The organism is Dyadobacter sp. LHD-138, from assembly GCF_030929615.1.
GTDB lineage: Bacteria > Bacteroidota > Bacteroidia > Cytophagales > Spirosomataceae > Dyadobacter.
In genome coordinates, this window is record NZ_JAVFVU010000028.1 from 1 (window position 1) to 17,516 (window position 17,516).

The 17,516-nt window shown below is 43.9% G+C and carries 16 protein-coding genes; 10 read left to right on the top strand and 6 right to left on the bottom strand.

Annotated elements, in window-relative coordinates:
* Positions 1-207 precede the first annotated feature (207 nt).
* The 6 genes from RB622_RS19595 (at position 208) to RB622_RS19620 (ending at position 4,692) form a co-directional block, all read left to right on the top strand.
* Entirely contained in the window at positions 208-786 is a 579-nt protein-coding gene (locus RB622_RS19595; RefSeq protein ID WP_308048310.1) for a Crp/Fnr family transcriptional regulator, read from the top strand.
* Positions 787-1,009: 223 nt separating this feature from the next.
* Entirely contained in the window at positions 1,010-1,885 is an 876-nt protein-coding gene (locus RB622_RS19600; RefSeq protein ID WP_308048311.1) for a pirin family protein, read from the top strand.
* Between the two features lie 175 nt (positions 1,886-2,060).
* A complete protein-coding gene (locus tag RB622_RS19605) occupies positions 2,061-2,642 on the top strand; it encodes a nitroreductase family protein (RefSeq protein ID WP_308048312.1) in 582 nt (193 codons plus the stop codon).
* Between the two features lie 3 nt (positions 2,643-2,645).
* Positions 2,646-2,981, top strand: a complete 336-nt coding sequence (locus tag RB622_RS19610; RefSeq protein WP_308048313.1) for a response regulator receiver protein — start codon at positions 2,646-2,648, stop codon at positions 2,979-2,981.
* A 74-nt stretch (positions 2,982-3,055) separates the two neighbouring features.
* Positions 3,056-3,991, top strand: a complete 936-nt coding sequence (locus tag RB622_RS19615; protein ID WP_308048314.1) for a ring-cleaving dioxygenase — start codon at positions 3,056-3,058, stop codon at positions 3,989-3,991.
* An 80-nt stretch (positions 3,992-4,071) separates the two neighbouring features.
* Positions 4,072-4,692: a dienelactone hydrolase family protein gene (locus RB622_RS19620; protein WP_308048315.1), complete on the top strand. Its 621-nt coding sequence runs from the start codon at positions 4,072-4,074 to the stop codon at positions 4,690-4,692.
* Between the two features lie 106 nt (positions 4,693-4,798).
* Here RB622_RS19620 and RB622_RS19625 read toward each other — a convergent pair whose 3' ends face one another.
* The 5 genes from RB622_RS19625 to RB622_RS19645 all read right to left on the bottom strand — a co-directional run bounded on the left by RB622_RS19625 (position 4,799) and on the right by RB622_RS19645 (position 11,157).
* Positions 4,799-5,665 (bottom strand): hypothetical protein, encoded by an 867-nt coding sequence (locus RB622_RS19625; protein ID WP_308048316.1) that lies wholly within the window; start codon positions 5,663-5,665, stop codon positions 4,799-4,801.
* A 140-nt stretch (positions 5,666-5,805) separates the two neighbouring features.
* On the bottom strand, positions 5,806-6,489 hold the full coding sequence (locus RB622_RS19630) for a hypothetical protein (RefSeq protein ID WP_308048317.1): 684 nt from the start codon (positions 6,487-6,489) through the stop codon (positions 5,806-5,808).
* Between the two features lie 185 nt (positions 6,490-6,674).
* Positions 6,675-7,553: a helix-turn-helix domain-containing protein gene (locus RB622_RS19635; RefSeq protein WP_308048318.1), complete on the bottom strand. Its 879-nt coding sequence runs from the start codon at positions 7,551-7,553 to the stop codon at positions 6,675-6,677.
* Between the two features lie 5 nt (positions 7,554-7,558).
* A complete protein-coding gene (locus RB622_RS19640) occupies positions 7,559-10,126 on the bottom strand; it encodes a M1 family aminopeptidase (RefSeq protein WP_308048319.1) in 2,568 nt (855 codons plus the stop codon).
* Positions 10,127-10,203: 77 nt separating this feature from the next.
* Positions 10,204-11,157, bottom strand: coding sequence for an esterase-like activity of phytase family protein (locus tag RB622_RS19645; RefSeq protein ID WP_308048320.1), 954 nt, complete (start codon positions 11,155-11,157; stop codon positions 10,204-10,206).
* 202 nt (positions 11,158-11,359) lie between these two features.
* On the opposite strand from RB622_RS19645, the gene RB622_RS19650 reads away from it, so the two are divergent.
* The 4 genes from RB622_RS19650 (at position 11,360) to RB622_RS19665 (ending at position 16,058) form a co-directional block, all read left to right on the top strand.
* The gene (locus RB622_RS19650; protein ID WP_308048321.1) at positions 11,360-13,723 is read left to right on the top strand and encodes a prolyl oligopeptidase family serine peptidase; all 2,364 of its coding nucleotides are present in this window, start codon (positions 11,360-11,362) and stop codon (positions 13,721-13,723) included.
* Positions 13,724-13,807: 84 nt separating this feature from the next.
* A complete protein-coding gene (locus RB622_RS19655; protein WP_308048323.1) occupies positions 13,808-14,563 on the top strand; it encodes an NYN domain-containing protein in 756 nt (251 codons plus the stop codon).
* Positions 14,564-14,769: 206 nt separating this feature from the next.
* A complete protein-coding gene (locus RB622_RS19660) occupies positions 14,770-15,513 on the top strand; it encodes a DUF1080 domain-containing protein (protein ID WP_308048422.1) in 744 nt (247 codons plus the stop codon).
* 104 nt (positions 15,514-15,617) lie between these two features.
* Positions 15,618-16,058 (top strand): thioesterase family protein, encoded by a 441-nt coding sequence (locus tag RB622_RS19665; RefSeq protein ID WP_308048324.1) that lies wholly within the window; start codon positions 15,618-15,620, stop codon positions 16,056-16,058.
* A 96-nt stretch (positions 16,059-16,154) separates the two neighbouring features.
* On the opposite strand, the gene RB622_RS19670 is transcribed toward RB622_RS19665, so the two are convergent.
* Complete coding sequence (locus RB622_RS19670; protein ID WP_308048325.1) at positions 16,155-17,438, bottom strand: PQQ-dependent sugar dehydrogenase; 1,284 nt, start codon at positions 17,436-17,438, stop codon at positions 16,155-16,157.
* Positions 17,439-17,516: the final 78 nt, after the last annotated feature.

Consider the following 17,516-nt stretch of genomic DNA (forward strand, 5'->3'; position numbering starts at 1 on the left):
AAAGCTGCTTGGAAGTCAATCTACTCTCACTTCTTTTTCACTTTACAAGTCAAATTTATTGGTATTTACAAAATATTAAACCAATATTTATCACTACCGTAAACATAGGAGAAGTCAAGTTTTGAAAACGGGGACGCCCAGTCTTGACTTCTTTCATTCAGGCTCTACACAAGACAAACTATTGCAATAGTAAACGAGTTAAAATCCATGTTCGACCGCATCAATACTTACCTCATCCGTCATGCCAATTTAACAGTCGAAGAACTTGCTTACTTCAACTCCGTTCTTCAATTCAAATCGGTTCCTAAAAAAACAATTTTACTGCATGAAGGGGAAGTCTGCAATTTTGAAGCGTTCATCAACAAGGGCTGTATCCGGATGTATTATATTGATGAAAACGGTTTCGAAGTAACACTGCAATTTGCGATCGAAGACTGGTGGGTAAGTGATATTGCCAGCTTCCATGACCAGAAACCAAGCAATATGTTTATCGAAACGCTGGAAGAATGTGAACTTTTGATCCTCTCCCCACAAACAAAGGAATCGCTTCTTTCCCATGCTCCTCAGCTGGAAAGGATGTTCAGGATATTGGTACAAAGAAATCTTTCGAGCCTGCAAGGCCGTCTTTTCAAAACCATTGCAACCAGTGCACAGGATAAATATCTTGATTTCATCAAACGTTATCCAACCATCCCACAGCGCGTTCCCCAACACTACATTGCCTCTTATCTGGGAATTTCTGCTGAATTCCTGAGTAAGGTCAGGACCAAACTTGCCAAAAAATAAATTTCCGCATTTCCTCTTTCTTGTCCTAGTTCAATGTTTCCGCCCTGCGGCTGCCGTTCCTTTGTATTGTCATTCAACGACAAGAAGAACGGACGCCTGGACTATGGCAAAGAATGCACATCAGAAAATTTTTCAAAATCTGATTTTCTTGTTCTAGTTCAATGCCGGCCGCTCTCAGAATAGAGACCTTTGTATTATAAAAATCGGTAAACGACTATACATCATGGAAAGAAAAGATTTTATCCGTAAAGGCCTGATGGGCACAGGAATGTTCGTCGCTTCGGCTTCGGTGGGTAGTGTGATCAAAAACGATATTGATGAATTGAAGGAACTGGATCTGATCGGTTTCAATCATTTACCGGCTACCGAGTCGAAAGTAAAAGCCAATACGGTACTTCATAAAGCAGAAACCCGCGGACATGCGAACCATGGCTGGCTGGACAGTCATCATAGTTTCAGTTTTGCCAACTATTACAACCCCGATCGCATGCATTTCGGTGTTTTAAGGGTTTTGAATGACGACCGCGTAGAGGGCGGGAAAGGATTTGGCAGACATCCGCATGATAACATGGAAATTATTTCCATCCCATTGGAAGGAGATCTGGAACATCAGGACAGCATGGATAATGTAGCGGTGATCAAACATGGTGATATTCAAGCGATGAGTGCCGGAACCGGGATCTTCCACAGCGAATACAACAAAAACGCCGATCAGGATGCGAAGTTTTTGCAGATCTGGTTATTCCCTAAAACAAAAAATGTAACGCCAAGATATGATCAGCTGACATTGAATGTGGAAGACAGACACAATAACTTGCAGCAGATTTTGTCTCCCAACCCGGACGATGCCGGTGTTTGGATCAATCAGGATGCCTGGTTCCATATGGGAAAATTTGATCAGGATTTCGCAACGGAGTACAAACTGAAAAATCCGGCGAATGGTGTGTATGCATTTGTTTTAAAAGGTGATATCACCATTGAAGACAACGCGTTGAACCAACGCGACGGCCTCGGTATCTGGGACACGAACAGTATCACCATCAAAGCAAACTCGCAGGATGCAGAAGTGCTTTTGATGGAAGTGCCGATGTCTGTTTAGCTGTTAGCGTTTGGCTATTAGCTAAAAAAACTCGATCATTAGATCTGGTTTTTTCTTAAAACCGAAGCTGGCTAAGTGCTAATACAATCAACAACATAAAAAATAACTTATTCCAGCCCAAAAGCCGGAATCACAAAACTAACCGCTAACGCCTAAAAGCTAAAAGCCAACAAAAATGAGCCATATTAAAATTGCAAATACGAAGCACGATGTGCTCGATTTGATTAAAAACAGATGGAGTCCGCGTTCTTTTTCTGACCAGATTATCCCGGAAAAAGATTTACATACCATGCTCGAAGCCGCTGGCTGGGCAGCTAGCGCCAACAACGAACAACCCTGGCAATATTTTTACGCTTCGAAAAATCATAACGGATTTGCCGAGATAGCCGACAGTCTGTTGCCTGGAAACAAACCCTGGGCACAACATGCCGACGTGCTGCTGGTAGCCGTTGCCAGAAAAACATACGAGGCAAACCAAAAAGAAAACAGCTCGGCGCTGCACGATCTGGGCATGGCGAATGCGCATTTATTATTGCAAGCTTCTGTAATGGGTATTTACGGACACATGATGGGCGGTTTTGACAAAGCAAAAATTGTAAAAACGCTTGGCCTGACAGAAAACCAGGAACCGGTAATTGTCATCGCGCTGGGATATCTGGACGAGGCCGATAAACTCGAAGAACCTTATAAATCAAGGGAGATCACGCCGCGCGTACGTAAGCCTTTAAGTGACTTTGTATTCACACATAACAATTAAGGTATGGAACCTGTGAAAGTAAATATTCTGGTCATTGGCAGACATGAAGAGATTCTTGAAACCGTTCTGCGCATCATCAACAAAAGTGAAAACTGGATAGCCCAGGGAACTTTGACGGATGAAAAGGCGATGGCCTTATTCGATGAACAAAAATTCGACATTGTCCTTTTATGCGGAGGCATTCAGGAAGAATGCGAGGCCGTATTGCGTACTGCTTTCACACAAAAGGATCCTGAAATTATAATCATTCAGCACTATGGCGGAGGAAGCGGTCTGTTAAGCAATGAAATCATTCATGCACTGTCGCAACGCACTGCCAGACAAAATTCAAATTCCTGATTTTCTTGTCCTAGTTCAATGTACAGGGCCTCTGATCTTCGGAAATTTGTATAACAAAAAACAAAAAAGCTATCATGGAAAATCAAATCTTAGGTCTGCATCATATCACTGCCATTGCTGGCAACGCAAAACGTAATCACGATTTTTATACACAAGTACTGGGTTTAAGATTGGTTAAAAAAACAGTCAATTTTGACGACCCTGGCACCTATCACTTTTACTACGGCGACGAAGTAGGATCTGCCGGAACAATCCTGACCTTTTTTCCATGGGAAGGCACCGCACAAGGCCGTACCGGAACAGGCATGGCAACCGACATCGGCTACTCCGTACCCAAAGGAAGTCTTGATTTCTGGGCCGACCGTTTTACGCAATTCAATGTAAAACAAGGTAATAAAGATGAGAAATTCGGTGAGTTGTATTTGCCATTTCAGGACCCGGACGGTTTGAAAATCAATTTAATTGAATCCAAATCTGAAGATACCCGGAAGCCATGGGAAACTGCGGACGTAAAAGCGGAAGTAGCGACCAAGGGATTCCACAGCATTGTACTGACATTAAAAAATATAAAACCTACTGCCGAAATTCTGACTGATATTTTCGGTTACAGATTATTGGAACAGGACGGAAATCGTTATCGTTTCATCACCGATGCCGTTGAAAATGCAGCGATCGTCGACCTGATCGAGTCGCCTAATGAAGAACGCGGATACAATGCAGGCGGTACCAACCACCACGTTGCCTTCCGTGTAAAAAATGATCAGGTATTGATGGAGTTCCGTGAAAAAATTGCCCGTAAAGGCTTAAATATCACGCCAAAAATCGACCGTGATTATTTCTTCTCTTTGTATTTCAGAGAACCAGGCGGGGTTTTATTTGAGCTTGCTTCTGAAAATCCGGGATTCGCCATTGACGAAACGGTAGAGAATTTAGGCAGCAGCTTAAGATTACCAAAACAATACGAGCCATCTCGTAAAGAAATCGAAAAAATATTGCCAAAGTTGGTGTAAGGGTTCGGGGAAAGGGCTTGGGGCAAAGGAAACGCCCCATCCCCTACTCGTCGTCCTTCCTACCACTAAAACGAGAAATCATGCATACCAAAAAAGTCATAACCGCAGGAAAAACCATTGATCAGGCCGACAAAGTTTTGATCATGATTCATGGCCGGGGGGGAAGCGCACAGGATATTCTATCGCTGGCTGCACATCTGAATACCAAAGATTACGCGCTTCTCGCTCCTCAGGCTACCAATAATACCTGGTACCCAACTTCATTTTTAGCGGCACCGGCAATAAATGAACCCTGGCTGTCGTCAGCGATACAGATTGTCGACGAAGTGGTGCATGATGTGTTGGCTCAGGGAATTTCGAAAGAAAATATTTTCTTCCTCGGTTTTTCGCAAGGAGCCTGTCTTACATTGGAATATGTGACCCGAAATGCCAGCAAATATGGCGGAGTGGTAGCGCTCACCGGTGGTTTGATCGGGGATAAAATCTATGCTGAAAATTATTCGGGAGATTTTGCCGGAACACCGGTTTTTATCGGCACCAGTAATCCCGATCCGCACGTGCCTGTGTCAAGAGTGAATGAAACCACCGCCATTTTGCAAGCCATGGGTGCTGATGTAACTGAAAAGGTATATCCAAACATGGGACATACGATCAGTCATGATGAAATAGAAAAGGTGAACGCGCTGGTTTTTAACAGATAGTAACCGAAACTATTTTAAAGTTTACTGGGCCGGTAACCACTATATGTAGATGATATGGTGGTCACCGGCCTTTTTCTGCAAAGTATATCTTTAACGCCGAAATTTGCTATTCCGTGCGGTATTTGTCACCGCTATCATAGCCAAAGGCGAACACATAACGCAGTGACATGCCGAAAGTCATCCCACTGCCATTGGCCTTAATAACGGACTCTTGTGTTTGCACTTTGTTCACGTAATAACGCAGATTGGTAGTCAGCGAAGTCCCAAGCCCCCATTGCTTCCGGGCATAAAAATTCAGATCAACACCCTTGGCAATTTTGATAACATATTCGGCGGTAACGTCTGTAAAACCGGTAATTTGGGCGTTTGTGCGGGTATCACTAAACAGCCATAGCGTATCCATGACCGTACCGCGTCTTCTCCATGCGTAGCCTTCAAATTTAATGTATTGCTTTTGTTTTCCCGAATTAGGCACAATGCCCGCCCCAGCTCCAATCCAGAATGCCGAACGTCTCATCATGGAACTGGATTCCCAAAATAACAACCGCCGTTTCATTCGTAAAGCAAGGTAATTTTTGTCATTTTCCATTTTGTATTCCGCCGGGAGATCTCCATTTATAATGAGCATATTATGAATCGGGGAGCGTGCATATTCCAGCTCCATCGCCCATTTTTCTTTATTAATCCATCCCAACGATACACTCCAGCCCGATTTGGTTGCTGATCTTGTATCAATAAGTCCGCTGAAAGTATTACTGATCGAACTCTTATCCATTCTTAAAAAACCATCCACTCCGAAGTACAAGCGGTTGCTTATTCTTTCCTGCCGTTTTCTGTTAACCAGAATCTCCGAATTTCTTATTTTAAAGGTATTCACCTTCGGCGTTTCAGGATTGTAATAGTCTTCATTGCTCTGTGCAGCCGCTATATTTCCACAGATTATCAATAAGAAAAGGGTAGAGATTGTCTTCATAAAAAATAGCCATAGATTGAAATCTATGGCTACAAAATCGGTCATGCCTACGGCATTTTCCTTTCAAAAAGTGCCATCGGCACGACCGATTTTGTAGAGATGGAATTTATTCCATCGGCGGATTTATTCCATCGAAAAAATCAGGACCAAAATCCCTGCACCCGGATGCTATTCGCAGCAGTCCGTTTCAGTTCTTTTCTCAAATGGACACAGGTGGGAATATGCCCGGCCAGATACACGGTGGCGTTATTAAAATCCTTCTCCTTAGCCCATTTGGCAATTCCATGAAAACCACCCTGATCCGTTTGTACAACCGGCGTGATATCCCAGTTAAAATATTCTATGAATTCAATCCGGTGGTTTTCTTCTTCTATTGAAATAGCGCCGCTGATACTCCTGTCACCGGCCAGCTGCTGCAAAGCCAGATAATGCCCAATGGTGGTCATATCCCCAAACGCAATCATTTTCCCGCTTTCAGCAGGCCGGTGCATCGTGGCGCCAACGCCGACATACACAACGGCATCACCTTGGCTGAGCGACTTAACCCATTCGCTTCCAGGACCTTCCTGAACCGCATCAATATAAAGCGTACAGGTTCGCGTTTCAACGTCCCAGCCGGCTGGCGTATAATCCCGGTAAACACCGGAGGCAACTTTAATTTTGATATGCTGCACGCGGTTCCATCCCGACATGTCCATCATGGGAAAGTGCAAATCCACTTCATAAAAAGTTGTGGGAAACCAGGATCTGATCGCCAGAACGGTTCCTTGTTTGGCTAATGTATTTTCAAATAAATTAAGGGCGGTTTGTTTTAAAATATTCATGACTTGCGATGTTAGCAGTTAATAGATTGTTAATCGTGACTGGCTTTGCGCAGGTAGACGTTTGGGTTTCGCTTTTTACTTTAACCGGTAAAAACAAAATAGCACCAGAAGCTGTGTCAGTTCACATGACAAAGCAACAACTGATCACACAAAATAGAAAGAGAGAAAGAAGGGTAATAACTGGACTATTTACGGTATTGTTTCCGAAAAGTCAACGGAGTATCCTGTGTCACTTTGTAAAACAGTCTGGAAAAGTAAGCAGAATCCTCGTAACCAAGTTCAAAAGCAATTTCCTTAACCGTAAGGTTTGTATAACACAGCAGCCTTTTTGCTTCCAAAATAACCTCCTGCTGTATCCAGTACGTGACAGAAAACCCCGTGACACCTTTTACAACTTCATTTAAATAAGAGGCCGTAATATTCAGCATGGCTGCATAAGCAGCAGGACTTTTTATGGATTTATAATTTTTAATAGCCAGACTTTTAAAAGCCCCGCAAATAGAAACAGGACGCGAACTGACCTGAACATTTTCTTGTTTATGTTGCTGAAAAATTGTTGCAAACGTCCCAACACATACCTGAATCAGGGAACGAAGCACCTGCGACTGGAAGGGCAATTCCTTTTGAAATTCGATAGTCTCCAACAACAATGCCACCGACTTATCCAGCATTTGTGCAGTTTGAAAATCAACCGCGACGGGTACAGCATGCAGCCGGTATTCTTCAAAAACCACACGGTACGGCTCGTCAATGGAAGCCAGGTCGATGGCTAAAAACCAGCCGGAAACGTTGGTCCACTTTGTAGAATGATGAACCTGTCCCGGTAAAACACAAAAAGCCACACAGTCAACAAAACTTACTTCCCTGAAATCCACCATCATAGCGCTGGATCCGGTCTGCTGAAAAAGCAGGATACAATGGTCATCCCGGTGAACCCCGAATGTCCGGGCCTCAGCCGAGGTAATCTCATCAATCCTGTGAATTTCCAATCCCAGATTTGTCCTGTCCGTCAGCGTATGAACGGGAATGGATGGATTGTCCGCCCTGTTTTCTCTCCTGTTCATCACGCCTATTTTTTCATCTTAACCGCTCTTTCCACCATATCCGTCGACTGCAAAATCTTGTTTTTCAGAAAGTAGGGATATTCAGGGTTGGCTTTCAAAAACGCCCTGGCAACATCAGCCGATTCTTTATCTGAATGCCCCGCAAAGGTATTGTGCAGCCAGCGCTGGGGAAAGAAAATATCACCCGTAAGCTGAATTTCCCGCAAAAGGTCCAGGGAGGGACGCAGATATTTCACAGCACTTTTCGCATGCAGTGGATGATGCAGGTAACTTAATGCTTCCAACACCCAGGCTTCATGCTCACGGTTTTCTTCTTTTTTCAAGGATTCAAAAAAAGCATCTCTTTCTGCCTGATCGGGACTTAGCGCCGGTATCACAAACTGCAACCTTGCCTTACGGTCCATATTTTTTGTATTACTGAGCTGTTTAGCCAAAATCCCCTTGCCGTCGGCATTTCCTTTCAGCGCCAGTTCGCAGGCAATCGCTATTTTGTCATCCTCGGATAAAATCAGTTCTTTGACTTTTATCTGGTCGTTCCACAAAAATTCCAGTTTTCTTAATCCGTTTTCCGTAACCGCGATACTCCTGAATGCTTTGAAATAGGAGTTTTTCATGCCCTTATCCGTTGTATTTTCGAGTAGCGACCATAATTCTTTTTCCGCACGCTCCTGATTTTGCTTTCGCTCTTGCTCCGATAGAAAAGTCCACCAGACAGTTTGCAGATTCCCCAGAAAATAATCCGAAATCAACGCATTATTTTCTTTTGGCAAAATATCCAGCAAGTCATTTAGCAATTGTACGGGCGCTTCGCCGTCACCACGGAGAAATCCTTCCCAGATATTCACCAGCACGGCACCTCTGAACACAGGGTCAGACAGCAAAGTGTCTCCTGTCTTGTTATAATGCACAAAAAAATGATCTTCCGAAACCGAATCCATTTTAAAATATCCATAACCTTCTCCGTTGAAATTCGGGAAAATCATGGCAGGAAAATCAGGTTTTCTAACCAATTGCGACAAATCAGTCAGGTTGATTTTCACAGTTCCCTGGGCAAATTTTTCTTTCCAGTAAACAACAGTCGGCTGCTCCCAGATCCTTTTTGAAACAGAATCCTTTTTCTGACGGATCCCGATTTCGTCCTTTTCTCCAATCAACTCGTATTCGGGCATCCCAGGCGTTTTAACCCAGACTTTACTCCAACCGGCGATATCCAAAGGCGTTCTTTTATCAATAATACCAATCAGATCATCCCAGCGGGCGTTACCAAAGGAATAAGTTTTCAGATATTCGCGTAAACTTTCCCGCATCATATTTTCACCAATTTTCTTTTCCAGCTGACGCATGACAATCGGCGCTTTCAGATAAATAATCCCGCCATACAAAGTACCTGCGTTTTTAAGATTATCCAGTTTTTGAAGAATAGGATTGGTGCCCACCGTCCTGTCGACCTCATAGGCTCCGGGATAATGGGCGAGTAAAAACCGGAGTTTATGATTGATCTCCGGAAATGCCGGATGCACAATTTTGGCAGCCATAAAATTGGCAAATACCTCTTTTAACCAGACATCGTTAAACCAGTCCATCGTCACCAGATCCCCAAACCACATATGCGCGGACTCGTGGGCAATCACACTCGCCCGGGCCAGCTGCTTGTTTACGGGTGCATTTTCATCCAGAAAAAGTGCCGACTCATTGTAAAAAATCGAGCCCGGATGTTCCATACCTCCGTATTGAAAAGAGGGAATCAGTACAAAATCAAATTTGCCGAACGGATATTTTATCGCGGTATAATCTTCAAGCCAGGTTACCGATTTTGCATGTAAATTGAAAACTTCATCCCGGTTGCGGACCACCTTGGCACTATCCGTTTCCCGGTAATACATCGTCATCTCCCTTTCACCTATTGTCTTGGTGCTCTTGAAAAATTTTCCAGCGGCAAAAGCAAACAGATAAGAACTGATTGCTTTCGTTTTCTCAAAATGGTAAATACTTGTATCTCCCGAAGTGGTCTTCTCTTTCAAACTTCCATTGGAAACGGCCTCCCAGGCAAGCGGAGTTTTCAAGGTCAGATCATAGGAAGCTTTCAGGTTCGGCTGGTCGAAAAGCGGAAAGCAGGTCGATGCGCGGTCCGGAACGAAGAGCGTGTAAAGATATTCTTCATTACGGTTCAGTGATAAATCCCCGGCAATAAACCTTATCCGGATTTCATTTTTACCCTTGACAAGCTGATCAGGTTTGACGACAATATGTTCATTGACAAACTCATAAGCGATCTCCTTACTACCTGAACTCACAGAAATGATGTGATCTTTACCGGCATTAAAATCAATCACAAGCGCAGAATCCAGCGACTTCAAGTCAAAAGTGATGGTCTGCTTGCCAAGTATTTTCTCACTTTTCTGAGCAGGAATAGCGAGTTCTACCGCATACTGGATGTTAGTAATGTTTTTTTTCCGATACTCGTTGAGCGCAAAGGACACACCCTTTTCCGGAGGATTATCTTTTGGATTCTTACAACTAAAATTGATCAGCAAAACGCTGATTAAAAATAAGGTCAGATGTCGGGTTGGCATTAAATGATAACTTTTAAAAATCCTGATATACTTTTTTACAATGAATAAAGGCAATGTCTTTCACGATTCATGATCGTTTATTTTTCCTTTAACAATATCAATTGTGTCCTTTGTTTATTCTTCAACCCCGGATTATCGTCGGTTATCAGCAGCACTTCACGTTTTCCTTCTTCACCGGGCCACCAAGCCATACCTTCCAGATTATCAACCTCCAACGGAAAACTGTCGTTAAAATCAAAAGCCGGTATGGCATCTTTTTTCAAATGCTGGCCTTCAACGGTCACCTGCCATAATTTCGCCTTGATTTTATCGGTTACCTTTTGGTCAAAACATCTTTCCAGCACCAGCATCTGATCTTCACCCAGCGACAAAATCTCTGAAATACCGCCTCTTTTTTCGGTTGAACTATGCGGACAACCGCTCCGGTCAATAAGATAGGTATAAACCCCGGTTTCAGTATAACCCGAATTAACCCGCTCGAATTTCCGGAAATGGATCGTATCGTACCCCACCTCTGTTTCATCAGCCCAACCGGCTTCGGGCGCTACCCAAACGGATCCGTTTTCCGTAACCGCGATCGCCTCAATCCCCTTATTATCAGTCGGCAAAGGCAATGGATCGATCAGGTAAGTCGGAGGGAATGAATCTGAATAACTGACATAAGTCGTTGTATCACAAGTTTCTTTATTGGGTTTGTATTCGTTTTCCACGGCAAAAAGGAAGGTTTCTGACCGGGGATCGTACCTTATCGCCTCAAACCAATAACCCGTCTTTTTAGAAATGGCGGCAGCCTGTCTTTTTTCGAAATCATGAATGGTTTTTATGCTGTCAAAAATAAAATAATTGCCTCTGTCGCTGGCGAGATGCCACTGGCTTTTGGACGGTATGTATTCAATGCCCGAAATCCCATGAAGGATACCCTCTGGCTTTTTGGGCAGCAGCGTATAATCTGACAAAGTAAATTTCAGTGTTTGCGCATTCGAAAAATGACAAAAAAACAGTGTAATTGTTAAAAAGATGAAGTTTCTCATTCCTGATAAACACGTTTGTTGAGGAGTTGGCAAAAATAGCACAGATACCGCAGATATCACCGCATTCAATTTTGATCTTTATGACCGGTGTTGATTGATCGTTTCCGACACAATTTTCAATTAGCACGACAAAATACAGCTTACAATCCACAAAATCGCCTAAATTGCGTGTTATGACAACTATTTTATCTACCTGTAAACCATGAAACACCTTTTCCAGGCGGCAGTATTCCTTTTATTCTTTACAATTTCATCAGCAAAAGCCCAGAAATTAGGCACACTTACCGTCGAAAAAATCATGCGGGATCCCAAGACGTGGATGGGAACCGCCCCGACGGACATCAACTGGTCCGACGACTCAAAAACCATTTATTTTAAATGGAATCCTGATAAAAACCTTGGCGATTCCCTTTATAGCTATTCGCTTGCAGACAAAAAAACCGCAAAAGTTTCGCAGTCCGACCGAAAAAGACTCCCTGCGAATGACGGCCTATACAACCGTTCGCATACACTGAGAGTTTATGAAAAAGACGGTGATATATTCTTAATCGGTTATCAGAATTTCACCGTCCGACAACTTACGAAAACCGTGGAACGTGAGTCAGCACCCATATTCAGCGGCGACGAACAGAGTATTATCTTTCAGCGCGAAAACAATATTTTCAGTATTTCACTGGCTACCGGCTTGCTCACCCAGCATACTGATTTTAAATCGGGTACAAAAAAAGCGGATACCAAACCCGGAGTTCAGGAAAAATTCCTACAAGATGACCAACTCGCTATGTTTCAGATCTTAAAGGAGCGAAAAGAAAAGCGGGATGGTGGTAAAAAAATAAACGAGGCTGAAAAACCGAAATATCCAAAAGAAATATATTTGGGCGAAAAACGGGTACAAAACCAAAAACTTAGTCCTGATAACCGTTTTGTTACTTATCAACTCGTTCAGTCCGATAAGTCCGCGAAAACCGCAAATGTCCCGAATTATGTAACAGAATCGGGTTTTACAGAGGAAATTGTCACCCGTACCAAAGTCGGCGCTCCGGGAAGCGCGTATGAATTTTGGGTTTACGACATAAAAAAAGACACGACCAGAAAACTAAGTGTTAAAAATATCGTAGGCATCAACGATAAGCCGGATTATCTGAAAGATTATCCAAAACAAGATACCGCCCGGAAAAACAAGGAACGTGCCGTGATTATCCATGGACCGTTCTGGTCGGAGAGCGGCCAGCATGCAGTGATCGTTGTAAGATCAATGGATAACAAAGACCGGTGGATTATGGCGCTTAACCCGGATTCACTATCGCTCCGTTTGCTCGACCGCCAACGTGACGAAGCCTGGATCGGCGGTCCCGGAATGGGCGGCTATGCCATGAGCGCCGGAGAAATCGGCTGGATTGATGACCAGACGATTTACTACCAAAGTGAAGCGACCGGCTATGCGCATTTGTATACAACAAATGTAACGACCGGCAAAAAAACGCCATTAACCTCCGGTAAATTTGAGGTCCAGAAAGTGCAGTTATCGAAAGACAAAAAGAGTTTTTATCTGACCACCAATGAGGTTCATCCCGGAGAACAGCATTTTTACCGCATGTCTGTTACAGGCGGCGAGCGCGTGCGATTGACCAAAGCCAGCGGCGCACATGAGGTCGTACTCTCACCTGACGAGAGTAAACTGGCCGTAAGATATTCCAACAGCAATACGCCCTGGGAGCTCTTTTTGATGGATAATAACGGGTCGTCCACACCTGAACAAATTACCAAATCGATAACCGACGAATTCAGGTCATATCCCTGGCGGGAAGCAAAAGTCGTAACATTCAAAGCCACCGATGGAGCCGACGTCTATGCCCGTGTTTATGAGCCGAAAAAGTCCAATGGCAAAGCCGTTATTTTTGTTCATGGTGCCGGGTACCTTCAGAATGCACACAAATGGTGGAGCAATTACTCCCGTGAATATATGTTCCACAACCTACTGACTGACAAAGGGTATACTGTGCTGGACATGGACTACCGTGCAAGTGCCGGTTATGGCCGCGACTGGCGGACGGGCATTTACCGTTTTATGGGCGGAAAAGATCTGACAGACAATGTGGATGGTGCAAAATGGCTGGTCAAAAAATATGGTATTGACGCAAAAAAAATAGGTATTTATGGCGGTTCTTATGGCGGTTTCATTACGTTGATGGGATTGTTTACAACACCTGATGTCTTCAAGGCTGGTGCTGCGTTACGCCCTGTGACGGACTGGGCGGCCTATAATCATCCTTACACGGCCAACATTTTGAATGAACCACAGGAAGACAGCCTGGCTTACCGCAAAAGTTCTCCGATTTATCACGCTGCCGGATTGAAAAATAATTTGCTTATTTGCCATGGAATGGTCGATGTGAATGTTCATTACCAGGATGTTGTCCGTTTATCACAGCGTCTGATCGAATTAGGTAAAAACAACTGGGAACTGGCTTCTTATCCAATGGAAGATCACGGTTTTGTAGAAGCCTCTTCCTGGACCGACGAATACAAGAGAATTTTGAAATTGTTTGAAGAAAAGCTGAAATGAGTGGAGGGTTTGGGCATAGGGGTTTGGGCAAAGGACAGCTCGCGCCCCCCTGTGCCCAAGCCCCACATTCCAACCCCATCCCCCATGGAAACCAACCGAGAATTAAGGCTTGCCGTATTGATTGATGCTGATAATGTCCCTTATGCAAACATAAAGGGCATGCTGGAAGAAATTGCCAAATACGGCACACCGACCTTTAAGCGTATTTATGGCGACTGGACCAAACCAACACTGTCGGGCTGGAAAACCGTTCTGCTTGAAAACGCGATCACGCCAATCCAGCAGTATAGCTACACTACCGGTAAAAACTCCTCCGATTCCGCACTGATTATTGATGCCATGGATATCCTTTACACGGGTCGCGTGGACGGATTTTGCATCGTTTCCAGCGACAGCGACTTCACCCGATTGGCAACCAGACTTCGGGAAGCAGGAATGCTTGTTTTTGGCATCGGCGAAAAAAAGACACCGGCGCCTTTCATCGCAGCCTGTAACAAATTCATTTATATCGAGATCCTGAAAAAGGAAATCAAAGTGGAAGCTGCGGTGTTGGAAACTTCAAAGTTGGCGGCACCAGTGAAGGAAGAAATAGCGCCGGTTGCGAAAATCGACAGGGGGTTGATCAAATTAATTTCAGAAAGCATCAACGACATTGCGGATGAAGACGGATGGATTTTCCTCGGTGTCCTGGGAAATATGATCCTGAAAAAACGACCCGATTTCGACCCTAGAAATTACGGACATAAAAAATTACTCGACCTGATCCGCTCCATCAAGGTTTTGGATGTTGAAGAAAGGCATTCCGGCAAGACTTCGCATTTTTATGTCAAGACGAAGTAGCGAATGAAATCACTAAGATATCATCACAATTCCTATTGGTATCTATTTTCCTTCCAGCCGGATTATTTGCAAATACCAAATCCACATTTGAGTAATTCAAAAAACATTCTGACTTATGCTAGCAAACAGAGTCATTTCCTTTCCAATCAAAATACTTTAAGATGAACAAACATATTAAAATGAGTAAGCTGGGCCGTACATTTTCTATGGCCATGATCGGTTTCGGGTTGTTAACTTCTGCACACGCACAGGTTGGCGTCGGAACGAAACCGGTGAAAGGTGCCGAAGTATTTTTGGACGGCTCGCGAAAAATGCTGGACGAAAAATGGACGTATTGGAAAGGCCCAAGATTGAAAGCAGAACTGCCGATCAAATGGACGGTTGTCAATGATCCCGCAGGCTCCGGCACGGTTATCAATTGTTTTGACCCGGCCGCAGCCGGCGGCTTGTACGGATCGGCAGATATTGTTACTAAAAAAGAATTCCGCGATTTTAGAGCACACGTTGAGTTTTACATCACCAAAGAAGGTGGCAACAGCGGTGTTTATCTGCAAAACCGTTACGAAATCCAGGTTCTCGACGGTGACACCACTTCACACGGAATGGCCGCGGTGATCAACGAAACCAAGTCGCCCTATTACGCCTACAACGGCATAGGCAAGTGGAATTCCTATGACATTCTTTTCCGCGCTGCACGTTTTAAAGATGGAAAACTGATTGAAAAACCACTAGTAACGCTATATTTCAATGGCAAAAAAGTACATACCAATCATGCGATCAGCCAGGTTTGGGGCGGGCCTAATTCCGGGATTGACGGAGGAAATAATGGTGGAAAAGGAATAACCGACGTACCGGGCGGTTTGAAATTACAATCCGAAGGACACAATGTTTATTACCGCAATGTTTGGATCAAACCGGAGGACCTGAAAAAACCGTCGACCGATTTCTAAAATCAGTTTTTTATGTGAAATACGGACTATACTTTTAACTTCGTATTTCACACCATTTAATTGCAAAATGGCTATGAGGGTTGTATTTGACTTCACAAAATGCTATGCTTAACCTAGAAGAAGAAAAATCAAAGTTCGTTTTTACGATGAAAGTCGATATTCGATGGAGTGATATGGACGAACTTCGCCATGTAAATAACGCGGTATATCTGACCTACTTCGAACAGGCGCGGGTTTACTATTTCCAGGAAGCGTGCGAATGGAACTGGAAGGAAATCGGTGTGATACTGGCCAGCGCTCATGTAGATTATCTGCGCCCGGTTGCGTTCCCCAACCCGACTTACATTTATTTGCGCACCAGTAAAATAGGCACCAAAAGCTTTGAAATGAGCTATCTGGTCACAAGCATTGTCAATGGTGTTGAAAAACTGACAACTACCGGGTATACCACCATGGTTTTGTATGATTATGCAACCAGCAAAAGTGTCGTGATACCTGACTTTTTACGCGATAGAATTAAAACCTACGAAACGGTCGAAATATAAGGAAACTGTTCTCCCAAGAACTTCTTTAAAACAAAAGGTTGTACCAAAAGCAGGATAAACGCCGCTTCCGATACAACCCCTATACAGGCGAACTGCCTATTTTTTCTTGTAATCAATTTTAAAAATTGTCCCGTTCAGGTCATCGGTAACGTACAAGGCACCATCAGGTCCTTGCGCCAATCCGCAGGGACGGTGTTCAATCGGTCCGGTTGGTTTCACCAGATCGGTTCCCGCAAAATTATCAGCAAAAATCTCCCATTTCCCCGCCTTGCCATTCACGAAAGGCACGAAAGCCACCATGTATCCTTTGTGCAGCTCCGCCGACTGGCCGTGAAATGCGATAAATGCGCCGTTCTTATATCTTGCCGGAAACATATTGCCCGTGTAAAACATCAATGCGTTAGGGCCTAAATGTGCAGGAAAGGCCGCCGCCGGAGTTAATGCTTTTTCACCGCCCGTTTTTTTCCCGTCACCACCGTATTCCGGTGCCAGCATTTTCTTTTTCTGGATGTGGTCATAGTAAATATATGGCCAGCCCGCATCGTCTCCGCCTTTTAACTGGTAAAGCGTTTCTGCCGGAAGCTCCGCGCTTTGTTTCGGCGTGTAGTATTGCGGGTAAAAATCATCGAATTTGCCTCTTCCATGCTGCGTAGCAAACAGGCTGTTCGTTTTCAGATCCCAGTCAATTCCGACCGAATTTTTAAGACCGGTGCTATAAAGCTTTCCATCTGCAAAAGTCTGATTTAATTTGTCAGCCTTAAACTGCCAGATACCACCGGCCGAATCCAGAATCGCGCAGGGCGACATCCCTTTTCCGCTTCCTGCTTCTCTGCAGTTATCGCTGTACGAGCCAACAGTCACATACAAGTTCCCCGCTTTGTCCAGCGTGATAGGCTTGGCGTTGTCCCTGCCCTTGTCTACCAGCCCGTCGATAATTTTCTCCGGATTTTCAGGATCAATGATCTGCTCCTTCTCATTTAGTTTATAGCGGTAAACACCGGTATTGGACGAAGAATACAAATAACCGTTTTTGATATAAATTCCTGTTCCCGGATAATTTCCGAACATTTTCTTTTCATCAATAACACCATCGTTATTGGCATCTCGTAAAATGTAAATCCCCTTACCGTCTTTCAGTTTCGACAACTTTACATAAATATCCCCATTTTTTCCAACGGCAATATGGCGCGTCGGGCCAAGGTCTGTTGCTAATATACTGGCTGAAAATCCCGGAGGAAGTTTAATTTTCTTGTCTGTTTCATTTACAACAATCTTGTCACCGCTTTTTACCGGGCCATCATTTTTTTTGAAAGCCAATAACCCGCTCATTCCCACCAGGGCAGTAAAAATTGTTGCGTTTTTTAAAAATGTTCTTTGCATGCGATTCGTCAATAGGTTTAGAAAAGTTTAACTTTATAAAATCTTTCAAAGATCAGGAAAGCTGATCAATTGACAATA